The sequence below is a fragment of the Streptomyces odontotermitis genome (assembly GCF_050510915.1).
Taxonomy (GTDB): domain Bacteria; phylum Actinomycetota; class Actinomycetes; order Streptomycetales; family Streptomycetaceae; genus Streptomyces.
This window is the reverse complement of the sequence record NZ_JBNJLS010000016.1, coordinates 153913-174218: the sequence shown is the minus strand read 5'-3', so window position 1 is coordinate 174218 and position 20306 is coordinate 153913. Positions and strand designations below refer to the sequence as shown.

Below are 20306 nucleotides of genomic sequence, written 5' to 3'. Positions count from 1 at the left end.
CTGTCGGCGCTGAATGCGCCTCGTCCTCAATCGCCGGACGGGCTGTCCCTGGCCCGTCCGGCGATATAGGACCGCCGGAGGCGCCACCTCGCACCCCGGCCTACATTGGAGGAAACTCCCGCCAAGGCCCGGAGCCCAAGATGCCGGTGACCACTGAACGGCCCGCCGCCCAGGCGTACGCGGACTTCGACGCGCTCCGCCGCCAGGACCCCGAGCTCGCCGGGATCCTCCTCGGCGAGCTCGACCGCCAGTCGACGACGCTCCAGCTGATCGCCGCCGAGAACTTCACCTCGCCCGCGGTGCTCGCCGCCCTCGGCTCCCCGCTCGCCAACAAGTACGCCGAGGGCTACCCCGGGGCCCGCCACCACGGCGGCTGCGAGCTGGTCGACGTCGCCGAGCGCACCGCGGTCGAGCGGGCCACCGCGCTGTTCGGCGCCGACCACGCCAACGTGCAGCCGCACTCGGGGTCCTCGGCGGTCCTCGCCGCGTACGCCGCGCTGCTCCGCCCCGGCGACACCGTCCTCGCCCTGGGCCTGCCGTACGGGGGCCACCTCACGCACGGTTCGCCCGCGAACTTCTCGGGGCGGTGGTTCGACTTCGTCGGGTACGGGGTCGACCCGGAGAGCGGGCTCATCGACTACGAGCAGGTGCACGCCCTCGCCCGCAGCCACCGGCCCAAGGCGCTGGTCTGCGGTTCCATCGCCTACCCCCGGCACATCGACTACGCGGCCTTCCGCGAGATCGCCGACGACGTGGGCGCCTATCTGATCGCGGACGCCGCGCACCCGATCGGTCTGGTCGCCGGGGGAGCGGCACCGAGCCCGGTGCCGTACGCCGACGTGGTGTGTGCGACGACGCACAAGGTGCTGCGCGGACCGCGCGGCGGGATGCTGCTGTGCGGGGCCGAGCTCGCGGAGCGCGTCGACCGGGCGGTGTTCCCCTTCACCCAGGGCGGCGCACAGATGAACGCCATCGCCGCGAAGGCCGTCGCCTTCGGGGAGGCGGCCACCCCGGCGTTCACCGGGTACGCCCATCAGGTGGTCGCCAACGCCCGGACCCTCGCCGAGGCGCTGGCCACCGCGGGGTTCGAGATCAGCACCGGCGGCACCGACACCCATGTCGTCCTGGCCGACCCCGCTCCGTACGGGGTGGAGGCACATGTCGCGCGCGGGCGTCTCGCCGCCGCCGGCCTCGTCCTGGACACCTGCGCGCTGCCGCACCGCGACGACCGCGGACTGCGCCTGGGCACCGCGGCCGTGACCACGCAGGGGATGGGGGAGGCGGAGATGGTGCGGATCGCGGGGCTGCTGCGGGACGCCGTACGGGAGGAGCCGCAGGCGCGTGCCGCGGTGCGTGAACTGGCCGCGAGATTTCCGCCCTATCCGGGGCAGTAAGGGGGCCGCCGGAGGGTAGGCGGGCCGGAGGAGCCGCGTATTCGTGCAACCATCGTCGCTACCCGAAAGTCCTCATCCTTATGCGCGCAAAGCTAGGGTGTGGGGCTGAGATGGCCAGCGATACCTGTGGGGAAGCCCGTGCGTGAATACCTGCTGACGCTCTGCATCACGGCCGCGGTGACCTATCTGCTGACCGGCCCGGTGCGGAAGTTCGCGATCGTGGCCGGGGCGATGCCGGAGATCCGCGCCCGTGACGTGCACCGTGAGCCCACGCCGCGGCTCGGCGGCATCGCCATGTTCTTCGGGCTGTGCGCGGGCCTGCTCGTGGCGGACCATCTGCCGAACCTCAGCGACGCCTTCGAGAACTCGCACGAGCCGCGGGCGCTCCTGTCCGGAGCCGCCCTGATCTGGCTGATCGGCGTCCTCGACGACAAGTTCGAGATCGACGCCCTGATCAAGCTCGGCGGCCAGATGATCTCCGCGGGCGTCATGGTGATGCAGGGTCTGACGATCCTGTGGATCCCGGTCCCCGGCGTCGGCACCGTCGCGCTCACCCAGTGGCAGGGCACGCTCCTCACCGTCGCCCTCGTGGTCATCACCATCAACGCCGTCAACTTCGTCGACGGTCTCGACGGTCTCGCCGCGGGCATGGTCTGCATCGCCGCCGCGGCGTTCTTCATGTACGCCTACCGCCTCTGGTACGGCTACGGGATCGAGGCCGCGGCCCCCGCCACGCTCTTCGCGGCCATCCTCATGGGCATGTGTCTGGGCTTCCTGCCGCACAACATGCACCCCGCGCGGATCTTCATGGGCGACTCGGGCTCGATGCTCATCGGCCTCGTGCTCTCCGCGGGCGCCATCTCCATCACCGGGCAGGTCGACCCGGACGCGATGAAGCTGAACTTCGGCGGCGTCCGGGACGCGACCCACGCGATGCTCCCCGTCTTCATCCCGCTCCTGATGCCGCTGACGATCATCGCGATCCCGTTCGCGGACCTGGTCCTCGCGATCGTCCGCCGCACCTGGAACGGCCAGTCGCCGTTCGCCGCCGACCGCGGCCACCTGCACCACCGGCTCCTGGAGATCGGCCACTCCCACAGCCGCGCGGTGCTGATCATGTACTTCTGGTCGGCGCTCATCGCCTTCGGCACCGTCTCGTACTCGGTGCACTCGACGAGCATGTGGATCCTGCTGGTGATCGTCGCGCTCAGCGCGGTGGGTCTGGTGCTGCTCCTGCTGCCCCGCTTCACTCCGCGCACCCCGCGCTGGGCGGAGGCGTTCGTGCCGCCGCGCTACCGCCGCGGGCGCGCTGCCGACGAGATCCCGGCCGACGTCTCGTACGAGACCGATAAGAACGAATCGGACACCGAAGAGCGGACCCCCGTCCCCGCAGGCGTCAACGGAGCGACAGCAGTTGGCCCCCGCTCGCGCTTCCAGGATCGGCGCAAGGCGGGTACGTCAGGTTGACGGCCAACGCCAAAGCACCCCAATACCAGACAAGTTGACGCCCTGGGTGCACAGACGCGCGGGTTACCTCTCACGTGTGACAGTGAGCACACCTACTAGGTAAAGACCGCATCAAATAGTTTGTGATACGGTTCACGAGACCCGGGGATAGAGCCGAAGGACCGTAGTGCGACGGTCCATTGGACCGAGGGACCTTCTCGACCCGGGACTACGCTCGTCCATGACGACACCCTGCCCCCATCAGCAAGCGGAGTTGCCGCCATGCCGTCTCAAGACACCCGTACTCTCCTTCAGTGCGCCGTACCCACGGCTGCCGTCGGCGCGATCGCAGCCGTCGTCAGTGCCGTGGTCGCCGGCGGCGAGGGGGCGCTCGGCGCTGTCGTCGGCACCGCGCTGGCCATCATCTTCATGGGGCTCGGAATGTTCGTCCTGCAGTGGACGGCAAAATCGCTTCCGCACCTTTTCCAGGCGATGGGGCTGATGCTCTATGTCGCCCAACTCCTGCTGCTGCTCATGTTCGTGGGCATCTTCAGGGACACCACGCTGTTCAACCCGAAGGCATTCGCCGCCGGACTTGTCGTGGCGACCGTCGTATGGATGGCGTCGCAGGCCCGAGCGCATATGAAGGCCAAGATCCTTTACGTAGAGCCCGATTCCGGCAAAAGCGACTCCTCGAAGAGTGACAAGCCGGAGAAGTCGGGGTCGTCCACGTGAAGGGTAGGGGCGGGATAAATGCACGTTCAGGTTGCTGCTATCGTCCGGTGCCAACTGCGGCACTGCTGGCGCGGGCATCTGAGCTGACGCCTGCACGATCGCGAGGCTCGATGCCTGATTGCCGCCCCCACATCCGAAACACCAGTCCGGTGCCGACTCGCGGCTGCGCGCCGCGCCGACACGACAACGAGGTTGCCGTACCTATGCGTCACGCCGAAGGAGCCCGCGGTGAGTGCTGACCAGACCGAGCTCGCCTTTGACTGGAGCTGTCGGATCATGTCCGACAACGGCTGCGGCTTCCCGGCTCCGGGCCTGCACTCGTTCCTCTTCAAGCCGATGTTCACCGTCGGCGGGTTCGAGTTCAACAAGGTGATGCTTCTTGCCCTGTTGACCACGCTCGTCGTTGTCACCTTCTTCTACGCCGCCTTCGGCAAGGCCAAGGTGGTCCCGGGCAAGCTCCAGCTGGCCGCCGAGGCCGGTTACGACTTCGTCCGGCGCGGCATCGTCTACGAGACGCTGGGCAAGAAGGAGGGCGAGAAGTACGTCCCCCTCATGGTCTCGATGTTCTTCTTCATCTGGATCATGAACATCTGGTCGGTCGTGCCGCTGACCCAGTTCCCCGTCTCGTCGGTCATCGCCTACCCGGCCGTGCTCGCCCTGATCGTCTACCTGATCTGGGTGCCGCTGACCTTCAAGCGTCACGGGTTCGTCGGCGGCTGGAAGAACATCACCGGCTACGACAACTCGCTCGGCCCGATCAAGTGGCTCGTTTCTTTCATCGAGCTCTTCTCGAACCTCCTCGTGCGTCCCTTCACGCACGCGGTGCGACTCTTCGCCAACATGTTCGCGGGTCACCTGATGCTGGTGATGTTCACCGTCGCCTCCTGGTACCTCCTGAACAGCTACATGATCCCGGCCGCCGGCGTCTCCTTCGTGATGACCATCACCATGGTCCTCTTCGAGCTCTTCGTGCAGGCCGTCCAGGCGTACGTCTTCGTGCTCCTCGCCTGCTCGTACATCCAGGGCGCCACCGCCGAGCACCACTGAGCTCCCTGAACCCGCCAAGCCCCCAGATCGTCCGGTGGCCAACCCCCACCGGCCAGTGAAAGAGAAGGAAGTAACGGCATGTCCGCTGCTCTCGACATGGTCAACATCGCCGCTGAGAAGGGCCTGCACGGCTCCACCGGCTCCATCGGCTACGGCCTCGCCGCGATCGGCCCCGGCATCGGCGTCGGCATCGTCTTCGGTAACGGCACCCAGGCCCTGGCCCGCCAGCCCGAGGCCGCCGGCCTGATCCGCGCCAACCAGATCCTTGGTTTCGCCTTCTGTGAGGCGCTCGCCCTCATCGGCATCGTTATGCCGTTCGTGTTCGGTAAGTAATCACCACTTACTGACACTTTTCGACGAAAGGCACTGATGTGATCGCCAACCTGGTTCAGCTGGCGGCCGAGGAGGAGCAGAACCCCCTCGTGCCTCCGGGCCCTGAGCTGCTCGTCGGCGCCATTGCCTTCGCCATCGTCTTCTTCTTCTTCTGGAAGAAGCTCCTCCCGAACATCAACAAGGTTCTGGAAGAGCGCCGCGAGGCGATCGAAGGCGGCATTGAGAAGGCCGAGGCCGCTCAGACCGAGGCCCAGAGCGTGCTCGAGCAGTACAAGGCTCAGCTCGCCGAGGCCCGGCACGAGGCCGCGCGTCTGCGCCAGGAGGCGCAGGAGCAGGGCGCCCAGCTCATCGCCGAGATGCGCGCCGAGGGTCAGCGGCAGCGCGAGGAGATCGTCGCCGCCGGTCACGCCCAGATCGAGGCCGACCGCAAGGCCGCCGCGCAGACCCTGCGCCAGGACGTGGGCCAGCTGGCCACCGACCTGGCCGGCAAGCTCGTCGGCGAGTCCCTCGAGGACAGCGCCCGGCAGAGCCGCACCATCGACCGGTTCCTCGACGAGCTCGAGGAGAAGGCCGAGGCGGCTCGATGACAGCGCACGGAGCCAGCCGCGAGGCCCTGGCCGCCGCGCGTGAGCGTCTCGACGCGCTGACCGACAACACGTCGGTCGACGCGAGGAAGCTCGGGGACGAGCTGGCCGCGGTCACCGCGCTGCTCGACCGCGAGGTGTCGCTGCGTCGGGTCCTGACCGACCCGGCGCAGGCCGGTGAGGCCAAGGCCGAGCTCGCCGGGCGTCTGCTGTCCGACAAGGTGGGCGGCGAGACCGCCGACCTCGTGTCCGGGATGGTGCGCTCGCGCTGGTCGCGCTCGCGTGACCTGGTCGACTCCCTGGAGGAGCTGGCCAACGTCGCCGACCTGACGGCCGCGCAGAAGGCGGGCTCGCTCGACGACGTCGAGGACGAGATCTTCCGGTTCGGCCGGATCGTCTCCTCCAGCACGGAGCTGCGGGCCGCGCTCACCGACCGCGCCGCCACCGGCGCAGCCAAGGGCGAGCTGCTGCGCAGCCTGCTCGGCGGCCGCGCCGACGAGGTCACGGAGCGACTCGTCTCGCGCCTTGTGACCGTGCCGCGTGGACGTAGCCTGGAAGGGGGACTCGAGTCCCTCTCCAAGCTGGCCGCGGACCGCCGGGACCGCATGGTCGCCGTCGTGACGTCCGCTGTTCCGCTCTCGGACCAGCAGAAGCAGCGACTCGGTGCCGTCCTGGCCAAGGTCTACGGCCGCCAGATGCACCTGAACCTGGACGTGGACCCCGAGGTCCTCGGCGGGATCACGGTGCAGGTGGGCGACGAGGTCATCAACGGCAGCATCGCGGACCGCATCGAGGACGCACACCGCCGCATGGCGGGCTAGTAACTCAACACGTATGACTACGGCCCTAGTTGGGCCGTGCAGAGGATTCCTGGGGGCCCGCGGCGCAAGCCGCTAAGGGACACAGCCCCAGACCCCCCAAGAACACTTCGGGCCCAACAAGGAGAGCAGGGAACCCAGATGGCGGAGCTCACGATCCGGCCGGAGGAGATCCGGGACGCGCTGGAGAACTTTGTCCAGGCGTACAAGCCGGACGCGGCCTCGCGCGAGGAGGTCGGTACGGTCACCCTTGCCGGCGACGGCATCGCGAAGGTCGAGGGCCTGCCCTCGGCCATGGCCAACGAGCTGCTGAAGTTCGAGGACGGCACGCTCGGTCTTGCGCTGAACCTGGAAGAGCGCGAGATCGGTTCGATCGTCCTCGGTGAGTTCAGCGGCATCGAGGAAGGCCAGTCGGTCAGCCGTACCGGCGAGGTGCTGTCGGTCGCCGTGGGCGAGGGCTACCTCGGCCGCGTCGTCGACCCGCTCGGCAACCCGATCGACGGCCTCGGCGAGATCGAGACCAGCGGTCGTCGCGCCCTCGAGCTGCAGGCCCCCACGGTCATGCAGCGCAAGTCGGTGCACGAGCCGATGGAGACCGGCTACAAGGCCGTCGACGCGATGACCCCGATCGGCCGTGGCCAGCGTCAGCTGATCATTGGTGACCGCCAGACCGGCAAGACCGCCCTGGCCGTCGACACGATCATCAACCAGCGCGACAACTGGCGCAGCGGTGACGTGAACAAGCAGGTGCGCTGCATCTACGTCGCCATCGGTCAGAAGGGTTCCACCATCGCCTCCGTGCGTGGTGCCCTCGAAGAGGCCGGCGCCCTGGAGTACACGACCATCGTCGCGGCTCCGGCGTCCGACCCGGCCGGCTTCAAGTACCTGGCGCCGTACACCGGTTCGGCCATCGGCCAGCACTGGATGTACGAGGGCAAGCACGTCCTCATCGTCTTCGACGACCTGTCAAAGCAGGCCGACGCCTACCGCGCCGTGTCGCTGCTCCTGCGCCGCCCGCCGGGGCGCGAGGCGTACCCGGGTGACGTCTTCTACCTGCACTCCCGTCTGCTCGAGCGCTGCGCGAAGCTCTCGGACGACATGGGCAAGGGCTCGATGACCGGTCTGCCGATCGTCGAGACGAAGGCGAACGACGTGTCGGCGTTCATCCCGACCAACGTCATCTCCATCACCGACGGCCAGTGCTTCCTGGAGTCGGACCTGTTCAACGCCGGTCAGCGCCCCGCGCTCAACGTCGGTATCTCCGTCTCCCGAGTCGGTGGTTCCGCGCAGCACAAGGCGATCCGTCAGGTGTCAGGACGTCTGAGGGTCGACCTCGCCCAGTTCCGTGAGCTCGAGGCGTTCGCCGCCTTCGGCTCCGACCTGGACGCCGCGTCCAAGGCCCAGCTGGAGCGCGGTCAGCGCATGGTCGAGCTGCTGAAGCAGCCCCAGTACCAGCCGATGGCCACCGAGGACCAGGTCATCTCCGTGTGGTCGGGCACCACCGGCAAGATGGACGAGGTCCCGGTCGCGGACATCCGCCGCTTCGAGCGCGAGCTGCTCGACTACCTGCACCGCAAGGAGCAGGGCCTGATGACCTCCATCAAGGAGGGCGGCAAGATGTCGGACGACACCATCCAGGCCATCGGTGACGCCGTCGCGGAGTTCAAGAAGCAGTTCGAGACCTCGGACGGCAAGCTTCTCGGCGAGGACGCTCCTGCCGCTGCCGGCAAGTGACGACGGAAGGGACCTGACTCATGGGAGCCCAGCTCCGGGTCTACAAGCGTCGCATCAAATCCGTCACCGCGACCAAGAAGATCACCAAGGCGATGGAGATGATCGCCGCCTCGCGCGTCGTCAAGGCGCAGCGCAAGGTGGCGGCCTCCACGCCGTACGCGACCGAGCTCACGCGCGCGGTCACGGCGGTCGGTACCGGTTCGAACACCAACCACCCGCTGACGACGGAGCCGGAGGCGGCCACGCGTGCCGCCGTCCTGCTCCTGACCAGCGACCGTGGTCTGGCCGGTGCGTTCAACTCCAGCGCCATCAAGGCCGCTGAGCAGCTGACCGCGCGGCTCGAGGAAGCGGGCAAGGAGGTCGACGTCTACATCGTCGGCCGCCGCGGTGTGGCCCACTACAACTTCCGCGAGCGCACGATCTCGGGGCAGTGGACGGGCTTCACGGATGAGCCCTCGTACGGTGACGCCAAGACCATCGCGGCGCCGCTGATCGAGGCCATCGAGAAGGAGACGGCGGAGGGCGGCGTGGACGAACTCCACATCGTCTACACCGAGTTCGTCTCGATGATGACGCAGACGGCGGTCGACGGCCGCCTGCTGCCGCTCAGCCTCGAAGAGGTAGCCGAGGAGTCGACGACGAAGAACGAGCTTCTTCCGCTGTACGACTTCGAGCCGTCGGCGGAGGACGTCCTCGACGCCCTGCTGCCGCGCTACGTCGAGAGCCGTATCTACAACGCGCTGCTCCAGTCGGCCGCCTCCAAGCACGCCGCCACGCGCCGTGCGATGAAGTCGGCCACCGACAACGCCGGGGACCTGATCACCAGCCTCACCCGGCTTGCCAACGCGGCCCGCCAGGCCGATATCACCCAGGAAATCAGCGAGATCGTCGGTGGCTCCGCAGCCCTGGCCGACGCGACCGCGGGGAGTGACAAGTAATGACGACCACTGTTGAGACGGCCACGGCTACGGGCCGCGTCGCCCGGGTCATCGGCCCGGTCGTCGACGTGGAGTTCCCCGTCGACGCGATGCCGGACATCTACAACGCTCTGCACGTCGAGGTCGACGACCCGGCGCTGGAGGGCGAGAAGAAGACGCTGACCCTCGAGGTCGCCCAGCACCTGGGTGACGGCGTGGTCCGCACCATCTCGATGCAGCCCACCGACGGCCTGGTCCGCCAGGCCCCGGTGACCGACACGGGCAACGCCATCTCGGTGCCGGTCGGCGACGTGACCAAGGGCCGGGTGTTCAACACCCTCGGCCAGGTCCTGAACGACGACCCGTCCTCCGTCGAGGGCGCCGAGCGCTGGGGCATCCACCGCAAGGCCCCGGCCTTCGACCAGCTCGAGTCCAAGACCGAGATGTTCGAGACCGGCCTGAAGGTCGTCGACCTTCTCACCCCGTACGTCAAGGGTGGAAAGATCGGTCTGTTCGGTGGTGCCGGTGTCGGTAAGACCGTTCTGATCCAGGAAATGATCGTCCGTGTGGCCAAGCTGCACGACGGTGTGTCGGTCTTCGCGGGCGTCGGTGAGCGCACCCGTGAGGGCAACGACCTCATGGTCGAGATGGAAGAGGCGGGCGTTCTCGACAAGACCGCCCTCGTCTTCGGTCAGATGGACGAGCCGCCGGGCACCCGTCTGCGCGTGGCCCTCGCGGGTCTGACGATGGCGGAGTACTTCCGTGACGTCCAGAAGCAGGACGTGCTGTTCTTCATCGACAACATCTTCCGCTTCACGCAGGCCGGTTCCGAGGTCTCGACCCTGCTCGGCCGCATGCCCTCCGCGGTGGGCTACCAGCCGAACCTGGCCGACGAGATGGGTCTCCTCCAGGAGCGCATCACCTCGACCCGTGGTCACTCGATCACCTCGATGCAGGCGATCTACGTCCCCGCGGACGACCTGACCGACCCGGCCCCGGCCACCACGTTCGCCCACCTCGACGCGACGACGGTGCTCTCCCGTCCGATCTCGGAGAAGGGCATCTACCCGGCCGTGGACCCGCTGGACTCCACGTCCCGCATCCTGGACCCGCGCTACATCGCGCAGGACCACTACGACGCCGCCATGCGCGTCAAGACGATCCTGCAGAAGTACAAGGACCTCCAGGACATCATCGCGATCCTCGGCATCGACGAGCTCGGCGAAGAGGACAAGCTCGTCGTCGCCCGTGCCCGTCGCGTGGAGCGCTTCCTGTCCCAGAACACCCACGCCGCCAAGCAGTTCACCGGTGTGGACGGTTCGGACGTGTCCCTCGACGAGTCGATCGCGGCCTTCAACGCGATCTGCGACGGCGAGTACGACCACTTCCCGGAGCAGGCGTTCTTCATGTGCGGTGGTCTCGAGGACCTCAAGAAGAACGCCAAGGAGCTCGGCGTCTCCTGAGCCCCGTAGCTCATCGGAGAGGGGCGGGTGCACCCCCTGACGGGGGACCGCGTCCCGCCCCTCTTCATACGCCCACTAGAATTTGACCCAACACCCGGCTGAACCCGCCGGGTGGTGACCCGAGGAGCCACCCTTGGCTGCTGAGCTGCATGTCGAGCTGGTCGCCGCGGACCGCAGTGTCTGGTCCGGCGAGGCCACCCTGGTCGTCGCGCGCACCACGTCCGGCGACATCGGCGTCATGCCCGGTCACCAGCCGCTGCTCGGTGTGCTGGAGTCGGGCCCGGTGACCATTCGTACGAGCGACGGCGGCACTGTCGTCGCCGCTGTCCACGGCGGATTCGTCTCCTTCGCGGACAACAAGCTGTCGCTGCTGGCCGAGATCGCCGAGCTGTCGGACGAGATCGACGTCCAGCGTGCGGAGCGGGCGCTCGAGCGCGCGAAGTCGGACGCGGACGCGTCCGCCGAGCGTCGCGCGGACGTCCGACTGCGGGCGGTGGCGACGCGCTGACCCTCGGCGCGTCGGCTTGATGTGACTCAGCCGCGGCTGGTTCCGGAGCTCCTCCGGAACCGGTCGCGGCTGAGGCGATGCGGGTGCAGTTCGGGTGCAATGTGTTGGTCCGTTGTCGGTCACGGTCCGTTGACCGACGGGAGAGGCGAGGAGGACGGCGGGAGATGATCCTCGTATCGCTTGTGTGCGGACTTGCGCTGGTCGCGCTGGTGCTGGTGGGACTGTTCGTCTTCGGTCTGCGGCGGCGGCTCATCCAGCGGTCCGGCGGCACCTTCGACTGCAGCCTGCGGTGGGACGCCCCCGAGAAGGGGGACACCTCCGGCAAAGGCTGGGGGTATGGGGTGGCCCGGTACAACGGTGACCGGGTCGAGTGGTTCCGTGTCTTCTCCTACGCTCCGAGGCCCAAGCGGGTCTTGGAGCGTTCTGCGATCGAGGTGGTGGACCGGCGGGCGCCGGACGGCGAGGAGGAGCTGGCGCTGCTGTCCGACGCCGTCGTGCTGGGGTGCTCGCACCGTGGGGTCCGCCTCGAGCTCGCCATGAGCGAGGACGCGCTGACGGGGTTCCTGGCGTGGCTGGAGGCGGCGCCTCCCGGCCAGCGGGTGAACGTGGCGTAGCCCGCTCCGGCGGGCAGGCCCGGCGAAGACTTCGTGGGCAGGGAAGAAGCCGGGCGAACGAGGGGCGTTCCCGTTCACCCGGCTTCGGTCAAGTGGAGCGAGCCGACGGCTACTTCAGGCCGTCGTTGATCGCGCTCACCAGTTCACCGTTGGCGGTGTCGCCGCTGAACTCCCAGAAGAAGGCGCCGCCGAGGCCCTGGTCCTTGGCCCAGGCCATCTTGGAGCGGATCGTCGCGGGAGTGTCGTACGACCACCAGTTGGAGCCGCAGTAGGCGTACGCCGTGCCGGCCACCGTGCCGTTGGACGGGCAGGAGTTCTTGAGGACCTTGTAGTCCTCGATGCCCTGCTCGTAGGTGCCGGCGGCGGGGCCGGTCGCCGTGCCGCCGGGCTCCTTCTGGGTGACGCCCGTCCAGCCTCTGCCGTAGAAGCCGATGCCCAGCAGGAGCTTCTTCGCCGGGACTCCCTTGGCCTTCAACTTGGCGATCGCCGCGGCGGAGTTGAAGCCGTCCTTGGGGATGCCCGAGTAGGAGGTGAGGGGGGAGTGCGGGGCCGTCGGGCCCTTCGCGTCCCATGCGCCGAAGAAGTCGTACGTCATCACGTTGTACCAGTCGGCGGAGGCCGCGGCGCCCGCGTAGTCCGTGGCGTCGATCTTGCCGCCGGAGGAGGCGTCGGCGGTGATGGCCGCCGTCACGAGGTTCTTCGAGCCGAACTTGGTGCGCAGGGCCGACATCAGGGTCTTGAAGGCCGCCGGGCCGCTCGTGTCGCAGGACAGGCCGCAGGCGTTGGGGTACTCCCAGTCGATGTCGATGCCGTCGAACACGTCCGCCCAGCGGGGGTCCTCGACCAGGTTGTAGCAGGACTCGGCGAACGCGGCCGGGTTCTTCGCGGCCTCCGTGAAGCCGCCCGACCAGGTCCAGCCGCCGAAGGACCAGATGACCTTCAGGTTCGGGTACTTGGCCTTCAGCTTGCGGAGCTGGTTGAAGTTGCCGCGCAGCGGCTGGTCCCAGGTGTCGGCCTTGCCGTCCACGGACTGGTCGGCGGTGTACGCCTTGTCGTAGTCGGCGTAGGCGTCGCCGATGGCGCACTTGCCGCCGGTGACGTTGCCGAAGGCGTAGTTGATGTGCGTGATCTTGCCGGCGGAGGCCGAGGTGTCGATGTTCTTCACGTGGTAGTTGCGGCCGTAGACGCCCCACTCGGTGAAGTAGCCCAGCTTGACCGTGTCACCGGGGCCGGGGCCCGGGTCGGTGCCGCCGCCCGTCGTGTGCACCTTCACGGCGTCCGAGGCGGGGCCGGTCTGGCCTGCGGTGTCGCGGGCCTGGACGGTGTAGGAGTAGTCCGTGCCCGCCGTCAGGCCGGTGTCCTTGTACGAAGTGCCGGTCACCGTCGTGACCTTGGCGCCGTCGCGCAGCACGTCGTAGTTCTTGATGCCCTTGTCGTCGGTGGCCGCCTTCCAGTCCAGCTGCACCGAGGTGTCGGTGATGCCGGAGGCGGTGGGGGTGCCGGGGGCGCTCGGCGGGTTGTCGCCGGGGACCTGGCCGCCGTCGCAACTGCCTCCGTTGACCGTGCAGTTGGCGGGCGCGCCGGAGCCGGTGCCGTTGAAGCCGAAGGAGACCGAGGCGCCGGGGGCGAGCGTCCCGTTCCAGCCGACGTTCTTCGCGGTCCAGTGGTCGCCGGAGTTGGTGACGGTGGCGTCCCAGGCGGAGGTGACCTTGGTGCCGGAGGGGAAGTCCCACTCGACGGCCCAGGCGCTGATCGAGGTGGTGCCGGTGTTCTTGACGGTCCACTTGCCCTCGAAGCCGCTGCCCCAGTCCTGCGTCTTCGTGTACGCGGCGGTGACCTGGGCAGCGGCGTCGGGTGCCGCCTTCGCCGGGCCGCCCAGGGCGACCAGGGTGGCGAGGGGGAGCGCCAGTGCGGTGAGCCCCACGCCGGCTCTGCGCGCGTGCGTGGATCTGTGTCTGGAGCGTATGTGGATGAAGCGCATGCTGCGCCTCCTCGGGAGAGGTACGGACGTGATGGGGGTGGAACGGTGGGACCAACCCTGCGCCGCCCGTGAGCACGCTCTGTCAGGAGCCGCTCACCGCAGTGAGCGTGAGATTAGAAAGGTCTGGACCAGGCGTCAAGAGGTCTGGACCTCGGACAGTGCGTCAGCGTCCGTCCGGGGGCGTCAGACCCCCAACTCCTGCGCCAGGACAGCCGCTTGGACCCGGCTGCGCAGCTCCAGCTTGGCGAGAAGCCGGCTGACATGAGTCTTCACCGTGGCCTCCGCCATGGCGAGACGGCCCGCGATCTCCGCGTTGGACAGCCCCTCGCCGAGACAGGACAGGACCTCGCGCTCGCGTCGGGTGAGGGCGTCCAGGACCGAGCGGTCGGCGGCCTTCTGGTCGCGTACGGCCTTCGGCGAGGCGAACTCGGCGATCAGGCGGCGGGTCACGGCCGGGGCGATCAGGCCCTCGCCACCCGCCACCGTGCGCACCGCCTCCAGCAGGGCCCGCGCCTCGGTGTTCTTGAGGAGGAAGCCGGCGGCGCCCGCGCGCAGCGCCCCGAAGACGTACTCGTCGAGGTCGAAGGTGGTCAGGACGAGCACGTCCGCGAGCTGTTCGGCGACGATCTGGCGGGTCGCGGAGACGCCGTCGAGGCGCGGCATCTGGACGTCCATGAGGACGACGTCGGGCCGCAGTTCGCGGGCGAGGGCCACCGCCTCCTCGCCGTCCGCGGCCTCTCCCGCCACCTCGATGTCGGGCGCGCTGCGCAGGATCAGGACCAGGCCCGCACGTACGGCGGACTGGTCCTCGGCGACCAGCACACGGATCAAAACTCTGCTCCTTCGTCTGCGGGGACGACGGGCAGCTGTGCCCGCACGTCCCAGATCTTGCCGCCCGGAACGTCCGGGGCGGGCTCGGGCCCGGCCTCGAAGCTGCCGCCGAGCAGCGCCGTGCGCTCCCGCATGCCGACCAGGCCCGCCCCCGAGCCGGGTGCGCGGGGCCCTTCGGAGGTCTCGCCGTAGGGGCTGGTGACGCGGACGCACAGGGCGTCCTCGCGCTGGGTGACGGACACGGAGACGGTGCCGGGCGAGGCGTGCTTGAGGGCGTTGGTCAGGGACTCCTGGACGATGCGGTACGCGGCGAGCTCGACCGGAGCCGGGAGCTTCGGTCCGTCCTCGGGGCGGGCGTCGTCGAGGCGCACCTCCAGGCCGTTGGTGCGGGCGCCCGCGACGAGGGCGGGGAGGCCGTCGAGGGTGGGGGCGGCGGCGGGCTCGCCGTTGTCGTCGGCGGCGTCGCGGAGGATGCCGATGAGGCGGCGCATCTCGGCGAGGCCGTCGACGCTGTTCTCGCGGATGACGGCGAGGGCGTCCTTCGTCGTCTTCGGGTCGTCGAGGGAGAGCGCGGCCGTGGAGTGGATGGCGATGGCGGAGAGGTGGTTGGCGACCATGTCGTGCAGCTCGCGGGCCATCCGGGCGCGCTCGGCGGCGACGGCCTGGGTGCGGTCCATCTCGGCCAGCAGGGCGGTCTGTTCGGCGCGCAGCCGGGCGGCGTCGGCGGCCTCGCGGTGGTTGCGCACGAGGACACCGGTGGCGGCGGGCGTGAAGGCGACGAGGCCCGTGGCGACGCCGATGAGCAGCGCCTCCGCCGTGTGCCACCAGGCCAGGAAGCCCACGGTCATGCCGACGGTGATGAGGGCCGTGGTGACGGGGATGCGGCGGGCGGCGGCCGGGGTCCCGTAGACCACGGCCGCGTACATGATGTCCGTGAACATCAGGACGGTGATCAGGTTCCCGGCCGTGAACTGGTCCGCGATCAGGAGCAGGGTGGCGAGGATGAGGGCGGGCTGCGGGGCCGTCCTGCGCAGCAGCTCCAGGCACGCCATCAGGACGAGCGGCACGAGGAGCCAGGCCCCGCCGATCGGCCGCGCCTGCTGCGTGGTCAGGCCGAGCCCCCACAGTGCGAGCCCGCCGAGCAGTCCGGCGACGGCGATGCGCACGTCGTCGCGGTGCGGGCGGAACGGGGATACGGCGGCCATGACCTCCATCCAACACGGTGGACGCGGCCCCGACCTCCGCATGCGGGGCGAACCCCGAGTACATCGAAGGATGCAGCCGCACTTCGTCACTGGCGACGACGATCGGGGCCGACCGCGGCGGGAGCCTTGAGGGGTGACCGAGAGGAGCGAGCCGTGATCGTCACACTCATCATCGTCTGCGAGGTCGGATTCTGGCTGCTGCTGGCCGGCGGCCTGGCCCTGCGCTACTGGGCGAAGAAGCCCCGCGCGAGCGTGGCCGTGCTGCTGTGCGAGCCGCTGCTCGAGGTGCTCCTGTTCGTGGTCACCGCCATCGACCTGAAGAACGGCGCCGAGCCGGACTGGAAGCACGGCCTGGCCGCCGTCTACATCGGCTACTCGATCGCGCTCGGCCACTACACGATCAAGTGGGTGGACGTCCGCGTCGCCCACCGCTTCGCGGGCGGCCCGCCGCCGGTCAAGCTCTACGGGGCCGCCCACGCGGTCAACGAGTGGAAGATCGCCGCCCGCTGGGTGCTCGCCGCGCTGATCGCGATGGGGCTGCTCCAGGGCGCGATCTGGTACGTCGGTCCGGACGGGGCGACCGACCCCCTGCGGCAGTGGCAGCAGCGCATGCTGTTCCTGATCGCCATCAACGTGATCATCGCGCTGAGCTACACGGTCTTCCCGAAGAAGGCGCCCGCGACGAGCGGGAGCGAGCGCCCGCAGTCCCTCAGCAAGCTCTGAGGCCGCGAGCTCCGAGGGCGCCGGGCGCGGGGGCTAGCGCTCCCCGCCCGGCACCCACAGCACGTCCCCGACCTCCTTGTTGGCCGTCCTGGCCAGGATGAACAGGAGGTCGGAGAGGCGGTTGAGGTAGGTGGCCGCGAGTGGGTTCATCGTCTCGCCGTGGACCTCAAGGGCCGACCAGGTGGAGCGCTCGGCCCGGCGCACCACCGTGCACGCCTGGTGCAGCAGTGCCGCGCCGGGGGTGCCGCCGGGCAGGATGAAGCTGCGCAGCTTCTCCAGCTCCCCGTTGAACCGGTCGCAGTCCGCCTCCAGCTTGTCGACGTAGGACTGCTCGACGCGCAGCGGCGGGTACTCCGGGTCCGGCACGACGGGGGTCGCCAGGTCGGCGCCGACGTCGAAGAGGTCGTTCTGGACCCGTACGAGGACCTTGACGACCTCCTCGGGGAGGCCGCCGAGGGCGATGGCGGTGCCGATGACGGCGTTGGCCTCGTTGGCGTCGGCGTAGGCGGAGATCCGCAGATCCGTCTTGGCGGTGCGGCTCATGTCCCCGAGGGCGGTCGTGCCCTGGTCGCCGGTACGGGTGTAGATGCGCGTCAGATTGACCATGCGGCCAGCGTAGTTAGGCCCCGGCCTTCCGGTAGACGCGTGTGCCCACCGTCACGGACAGCGCGGCGAACGCGAGGGCCATCAGGACGCCGTAGAGCATCGCCGTGCTCGCGTAGTCGCCGACATAGGCGGCCCGCACCGCGTCCACCAGGTAGCGGAACGGCGTGAAGTGCGACAGGACGTCCAGCCAGGCGGGGCCGAGCGCGATCGGCAGCATGAGGCCGGAGAGCAGCATCGAGGGCATGGTCAGCGCATTGATGACGGGGCCGAACTCGTGCGCCTTGTCGACCTTCAGCGCGAGGGCGTACGAGAGGGCGGCGAGCGCCGCCGACAGGAACGCCACGAAGGCGAACCCGATGAGGACGCCGCCCACCGGAGCGCGCAGCCCCATCGCCACCGCCGCCACGACCAGCAGCACCGACTGGAACACGAACAGCGCGGCGTCCCGCAGCACCCGCCCGAGCAGCAGCGCGAGCCGGCTGACCGGCGTCACCCGCATCCGCTCGACCACCCCGAACTGCTTCTCGATGATGAGCGCGAAGCCGCTGAACGAGGCTCCGAACAGGGCGAGTTGAAGCAGCAGCCCCGGCACCAGGACCTGCCAGGAGTCGCCCCGCGCACCGAGCGGCAGGTCGGTGAGGAGCGGGCCGAAGAAGAGCAGGTAGAGCAGCGGCATCAGGACGCCGAAGAGGATCTGGAACTTGGAGCGCAGGGTCTGGCGGGCATAGCGCCCGAAGACGAGTGCGATGTCGAAGAGGAAGGTCTGCATCGAGGTCACACCGCCACCGGGGTCTGGTCCACCGGCGCCGCACCGCGGCCGGTGATCGCGAGAAACGTGTCCTGGAGCGAGGCGTCGAGCGAGCCGCCGTACCGCAGCTTGAGCGCGCCCGGCGTGCCCTCGGCGGCGACGACTCCCCGGTCCACCACGACGATCCGGTCCGCGAGGGCGTCGGCCTCGTCCAGGTAGTGCGTGGTGAGGACGACCGTGGTGCCGTACTCGTCGCGCAGGCCGCGCACCAGCTGCCACAGGTCGGCGCGGCTGCCCGGGTCGAGCCCCGTCGTCGGCTCGTCGAGGAAGAGGATCTCCGGGCGGTGGGTGAGCCCCATGGCGAGGTCGAGGCGGCGCCGCTGGCCCCCGGAGAGCGCCGCGCACTTGCGGTCGAGCAGCTCGGTGAGGCCCAGGTCGTGCGCCAACTCCTCGGCGCGCACGGCTGCTTGGTCCTTGGGCAGGCGGTAGAGGCGGCCCTGGGTGACCAGCTCCTCGCGTACGGAGACGCTGAGGTCGACGCCGCCGGACTGGGCGACGTACCCGATCTTGCGGCGCACGCCCTGGGGGTCGCGGAGCAGGTCGTGGCCCGCGACCGTGGCGGCGCCGCCGGTGGGCGTCAGGAGCGTGGTGAGCATCCGCAGGGTCGTGGTCTTGCCCGCGCCGTTCGGGCCGAGGAAGCCGAGGATCTCGCCCGGCTGTACGCGCAGGTCGATGCCGCGCACGGCGTCGACGGTGCCCTGTTTGGTCCGGAACGTGTGGGCGAGTCCGGCGGTACTGATGATTGCCATGGCCCAAGAAAAACAGAGCGTCTTAAATTTTGCAATGCCACCAAGTTTTACGATGACTCCAAGTTTTCAGTGAGCCCGGCGACGCCTACGATGAACGCATGGCAGAGGCACGCGGCGCCAAGGCCGCCGAGGAGCCGCGGGCCGAGGGCCTGCGGGAGCGGAAGAAGCGCCGGACCAGGCAGCACATCTCCGACGTGGCGACGGGGCTGTTCCTGGAGCGCGGCTTCGACGCCGTGACGATCGCGGAGATCGCCGCCGCCGCGGACGTCTCCGTCAACACCGTCTACAACTACTTCCCGGCGAAGGAGGACCTCTTCCTCGACCGGATGGACGGCGTCCAGGGCCGCCTCTCGCGCACGGTGCGCGGCCGCGAGCCGGGAGAGTCGGCGGCCGCCGCCGTCGTGCGCGAGCTGCGCCACGACATCCAGGCCGTGTCGCCCCGGGTCGGCCTGGTCGACGGCTACGACCGCTTCATGCACGTGATCAACGGAGCGCCCACCCTCAAGGCCCGCCTCTTCCTCCTCCAGCAGCAGGTGCTCGACTCCATCGTGGCGACGCTGCGCGAGGAGACCGGGGCCGACGAGGACGACCCCCTGCCGCTGCTCATCGGCGGCCAGCTCGCCTGGGTCGAGAGCGCCCTCGTGCGCTACATCGGCGCGGAGATGATGAAGGGGCGCAAGGCCACCAAGGTGTCCCGCGACGCCCTCGCCCTGCTCGACGAGATGGCGGACCTGCTGAGCGACAAGGTCCTCAACTACGCGGTACGCGCGGCCAAATGAGCCCTCTCGGGGGCCTGATGGGCTCATCTCGAGTGTGATGTCCGTCAGATGAGACGTGACGCGCATCTCGAAGCGCCCCACACGGCGGTGACGGCCGCTAAGGTCCGGCAAAGAGCAATGTAAACCGTCGGTAAGGGGAGTCGCACAGTGGCACGGAAGCTCGCCGTCATCGGAGCCGGACTCATGGGGTCCGGCATCGCTCAGGTCTCCGCCCAGGCGGGCTGGGACGTCATTCTGCGCGATGTCACCGATGAGGCCCTGACCCGTGGCACCGACGGGATCAAGGCGTCGTACGAGAAGTTCGTGAGCAAGGGCAAGCTCGACGCGGCCGACGCCGAGGCGGCCCTCGGCCGCATCACGACCACCACCGACCTGGACGCGGCGGCCGACGCGGACATCGTCGTCGAGGCCGTCTTCGAGAAGCTCGAGGTCAAGCACGAGATCTTCCGCACCCTCGACAAGCTGGTGCGCGAGGACACCGTGCTCGCCTCCAACACCTCCGCCATCCCGATCACGAAGATCGCGGCTGTGACGGAGCGTCCGGAGCGGGTCGTCGGCGCCCACTTCTTCTCGCCGGTCCCGATGATGCAGCTGTGCGAGCTGGTCCGCGGCTACAAGACGAGCGACGAAACCCTCGCCCGTACAAGGGAGTTCGCGGAGTCGGTCGGCAAGACCTGCATCGTCGTCAACCGCGACGTCGCCGGGTTCGTGACGACCCGTCTGATCTCGGCGCTCGTCGTCGAGGCCGCCAAGCTGTACGAGTCGGGCGTCGCCACCGCCGAGGACATCGACATCGCCTGCAAGCTCGGCTTCGGGCACGCCATGGGCCCGCTCGCCACCGCCGACCTGACCGGCGTCGACATCCTGCTGCACGCCACCGAGAACATCTACACGGAGTCGCAGGACGAGAAGTTCGCGCCGCCGGAGCTGATGCGCCGGATGGTTGACGCCGGTGACATCGGGCGCAAGAGCGGGCAGGGCTTCTACAAGCACTGACACCGAACGTCACGCCCCGCGGGTCACCTCACGGA

At 69.1% G+C, this 20306-nt stretch carries 21 protein-coding genes; 15 read left to right on the top strand and 6 right to left on the bottom strand.

Features of this window, described 5'->3' with window-relative positions; translation table 11 throughout:
• Positions 1–140 precede the first annotated feature (140 nt).
• The 12 genes from glyA to ACQB60_RS33135 all read left to right on the top strand — a co-directional run bounded on the left by glyA (position 141) and on the right by ACQB60_RS33135 (position 11593).
• A complete protein-coding gene (gene glyA / locus ACQB60_RS33190) occupies positions 141–1394 on the top strand; it encodes a serine hydroxymethyltransferase (RefSeq protein WP_496929813.1) in 1254 nt (417 codons plus the stop codon).
• 138 nt (positions 1395–1532) lie between these two features.
• Positions 1533–2861, top strand: coding sequence for an MraY family glycosyltransferase (locus ACQB60_RS33185; RefSeq protein WP_496929812.1), 1329 nt, complete (start codon positions 1533–1535; stop codon positions 2859–2861).
• A 261-nt stretch (positions 2862–3122) separates the two neighbouring features.
• Positions 3123–3575, top strand: a complete 453-nt coding sequence (locus tag ACQB60_RS33180) for a Cg1360 family ATP-synthase-associated protein (protein WP_384850378.1) — start codon at positions 3123–3125, stop codon at positions 3573–3575.
• A gap of 228 nt (positions 3576–3803) precedes the next feature.
• A complete protein-coding gene (gene atpB / locus ACQB60_RS33175) occupies positions 3804–4622 on the top strand; it encodes a F0F1 ATP synthase subunit A (protein WP_496929811.1) in 819 nt (272 codons plus the stop codon).
• Positions 4623–4700: 78 nt separating this feature from the next.
• Positions 4701–4955 carry an ATP synthase F0 subunit C gene (atpE, locus tag ACQB60_RS33170; RefSeq protein WP_384850381.1) on the top strand — a complete coding sequence of 85 codons (255 nt, stop codon included), beginning with the start codon at positions 4701–4703 and terminating at the stop codon, positions 4953–4955.
• A 38-nt stretch (positions 4956–4993) separates the two neighbouring features.
• The gene (locus ACQB60_RS33165; protein WP_384850384.1) at positions 4994–5542 is read left to right on the top strand and encodes a F0F1 ATP synthase subunit B; all 549 of its coding nucleotides are present in this window, start codon (positions 4994–4996) and stop codon (positions 5540–5542) included.
• Positions 5539–6360: a F0F1 ATP synthase subunit delta gene (locus ACQB60_RS33160; RefSeq protein WP_496929810.1), complete on the top strand. Its 822-nt coding sequence runs from the start codon at positions 5539–5541 to the stop codon at positions 6358–6360. The genes ACQB60_RS33165 and ACQB60_RS33160 overlap by 4 nt, the downstream gene beginning before the upstream one ends.
• A gap of 138 nt (positions 6361–6498) precedes the next feature.
• Positions 6499–8091, top strand: coding sequence for a F0F1 ATP synthase subunit alpha (gene atpA, locus ACQB60_RS33155; RefSeq protein ID WP_496929809.1), 1593 nt, complete (start codon positions 6499–6501; stop codon positions 8089–8091).
• A gap of 20 nt (positions 8092–8111) precedes the next feature.
• Entirely contained in the window at positions 8112–9029 is a 918-nt protein-coding gene (locus ACQB60_RS33150) for a F0F1 ATP synthase subunit gamma (protein ID WP_496929808.1), read from the top strand.
• Entirely contained in the window at positions 9029–10471 is a 1443-nt protein-coding gene (atpD, locus tag ACQB60_RS33145; RefSeq protein ID WP_384850395.1) for a F0F1 ATP synthase subunit beta, read from the top strand. The genes ACQB60_RS33150 and atpD overlap by 1 nt, the downstream gene beginning before the upstream one ends.
• 133 nt (positions 10472–10604) lie before the next feature.
• On the top strand, positions 10605–10979 hold the full coding sequence (locus tag ACQB60_RS33140; protein WP_384850398.1) for a F0F1 ATP synthase subunit epsilon: 375 nt from the start codon (positions 10605–10607) through the stop codon (positions 10977–10979).
• Between the two features lie 164 nt (positions 10980–11143).
• Entirely contained in the window at positions 11144–11593 is a 450-nt protein-coding gene (locus ACQB60_RS33135) for a DUF2550 domain-containing protein (protein WP_384850401.1), read from the top strand.
• Positions 11594–11702: 109 nt separating this feature from the next.
• Here the strand turns inward: ACQB60_RS33135 and ACQB60_RS33130 are convergent, their stop codons facing one another.
• The 3 genes from ACQB60_RS33130 to ACQB60_RS33120 all read right to left on the bottom strand — a co-directional run bounded on the left by ACQB60_RS33130 (position 11703) and on the right by ACQB60_RS33120 (position 15610).
• On the bottom strand, positions 11703–13574 hold the full coding sequence (locus ACQB60_RS33130; RefSeq protein WP_496929807.1) for a glycoside hydrolase family 18 chitinase: 1872 nt from the start codon (positions 13572–13574) through the stop codon (positions 11703–11705).
• Positions 13575–13757: 183 nt separating this feature from the next.
• Positions 13758–14405 (bottom strand): response regulator, encoded by a 648-nt coding sequence (locus tag ACQB60_RS33125; RefSeq protein ID WP_496929806.1) that lies wholly within the window; start codon positions 14403–14405, stop codon positions 13758–13760.
• Positions 14402–15610 carry a sensor histidine kinase gene (locus ACQB60_RS33120; RefSeq protein ID WP_496929805.1) on the bottom strand — a complete coding sequence of 403 codons (1209 nt, stop codon included), beginning with the start codon at positions 15608–15610 and terminating at the stop codon, positions 14402–14404. The genes ACQB60_RS33125 and ACQB60_RS33120 overlap by 4 nt, the downstream gene beginning before the upstream one ends.
• Positions 15611–15763: 153 nt before the next feature.
• Between ACQB60_RS33120 and ACQB60_RS33115 the strand changes: the two genes are divergently transcribed.
• Complete coding sequence (locus ACQB60_RS33115; RefSeq protein WP_496929804.1) at positions 15764–16333, top strand: hypothetical protein; 570 nt, start codon at positions 15764–15766, stop codon at positions 16331–16333.
• Between the two features lie 33 nt (positions 16334–16366).
• Here the strand turns inward: ACQB60_RS33115 and ACQB60_RS33110 are convergent, their stop codons facing one another.
• From ACQB60_RS33110 to ACQB60_RS33100, 3 genes are read right to left on the bottom strand one after another with little or no spacing between them, the layout of a single operon-like run.
• Positions 16367–16939 (bottom strand): cob(I)yrinic acid a,c-diamide adenosyltransferase, encoded by a 573-nt coding sequence (locus tag ACQB60_RS33110; protein ID WP_496929803.1) that lies wholly within the window; start codon positions 16937–16939, stop codon positions 16367–16369.
• 13 nt (positions 16940–16952) lie between these two features.
• Positions 16953–17708: an ABC transporter permease gene (locus tag ACQB60_RS33105; protein ID WP_496929847.1), complete on the bottom strand. Its 756-nt coding sequence runs from the start codon at positions 17706–17708 to the stop codon at positions 16953–16955.
• A 5-nt stretch (positions 17709–17713) separates the two neighbouring features.
• Positions 17714–18496: an ABC transporter ATP-binding protein gene (locus ACQB60_RS33100; protein ID WP_496929802.1), complete on the bottom strand. Its 783-nt coding sequence runs from the start codon at positions 18494–18496 to the stop codon at positions 17714–17716.
• Between the two features lie 98 nt (positions 18497–18594).
• Here ACQB60_RS33100 and ACQB60_RS33095 point away from each other — a divergent pair, with 98 nt between their 5' ends.
• The gene (locus ACQB60_RS33095) at positions 18595–19275 is read left to right on the top strand and encodes a TetR/AcrR family transcriptional regulator (RefSeq protein ID WP_496929801.1); all 681 of its coding nucleotides are present in this window, start codon (positions 18595–18597) and stop codon (positions 19273–19275) included.
• Positions 19276–19422: 147 nt separating this feature from the next.
• Positions 19423–20271: a 3-hydroxyacyl-CoA dehydrogenase family protein gene (locus ACQB60_RS33090; RefSeq protein ID WP_496929800.1), complete on the top strand. Its 849-nt coding sequence runs from the start codon at positions 19423–19425 to the stop codon at positions 20269–20271.
• Positions 20272–20306: the final 35 nt, after the last annotated feature.